The following is a 770-nucleotide window of genomic DNA, read 5'->3' on the forward strand; positions in this document are numbered from 1 at the left end:
CCCCGCCACCATCCACCCGGGCCCCGGCGCCACCGACAGCAGCACCAGACCGAGCGCGGCCACCGCCGCACCCCCGGCGATCCACGGCCGCCGCCGCCCGAAACGGGACCGGGTACGGTCGCTCGCCGCGCCGAGCAGCGGCACCGCCAGCATCGTCACCAGCGCGCCCAGCCCGGTCGTCAGGCCCAGCAGCTCCGTCTTCGCGTCCGGCGCGAACTTCTCGGCCTGACGGGCGAGTTGCACGCCCATCGGAGTGAGCACGCCCAGCCACATGCCGGTGCTCGCGAGGGCGTACCGGGCCGTCCAGCCGCGCCCGACCGGCGGTCGCCCGTCCTCGACCACCGGACTTCGGTCGGGGCCACCGCCCGGTTCGGCGTCATCCGCCACGGCGACCGTCGTGTGCTGTGTCATCCCACTCCCCAGGCAGCGCTGAACCCTGTTGACGCCCCCAGCGTCACCACCGGTGATGGCGAGCGACTTGGGCGGCACCTAAGCGCGCCTGAAGCAACCGTTGCTGTACTGCCGGCGCCGCCCACACCACCACGGCACGCACACCAGCCACCCGACGGAAGGCGACGGCCACATGCCCACCATCAGCACCAGCATCGAGATCGGCGCGCCCCCGCAGCGGGTGTGGGACGTGCTCACCGACTTCCCCGGACACCAGGAGTGGGACCCCTTCTTCGTACGCCTCGACGGCACCCCCCGCCTCGGCGAGACCCTGGCCGTCACCATCGCCCCGCCCGGCGGCAAGCGCATGGACTTCCGCC

Annotated in this window: 2 protein-coding genes; one reads left to right on the plus strand and one right to left on the minus strand. The window is 73.6% G+C overall.

Annotated features, from left to right (window positions below; all coding sequences use genetic code 11):
• The coding region (locus FNX44_RS27360; protein ID WP_173019319.1) for an MFS transporter at positions 1 to 411 on the minus strand (411 nt) is incomplete at its 3' end.
• Between the two features lie 172 nt (positions 412 to 583).
• On the opposite strand from FNX44_RS27360, the gene FNX44_RS27365 reads away from it, so the two are divergent.
• A partial coding sequence (locus FNX44_RS27365; RefSeq protein WP_173019320.1) for an SRPBCC family protein occupies positions 584 to 770 on the plus strand: 187 nt, incomplete at its 3' end.

The sequence above is a fragment of the Streptomyces alkaliterrae genome, from assembly GCF_007097205.2.
In the GTDB taxonomy this organism is placed as follows: domain Bacteria; phylum Actinomycetota; class Actinomycetes; order Streptomycetales; family Streptomycetaceae; genus Streptomyces; species Streptomyces alkaliterrae.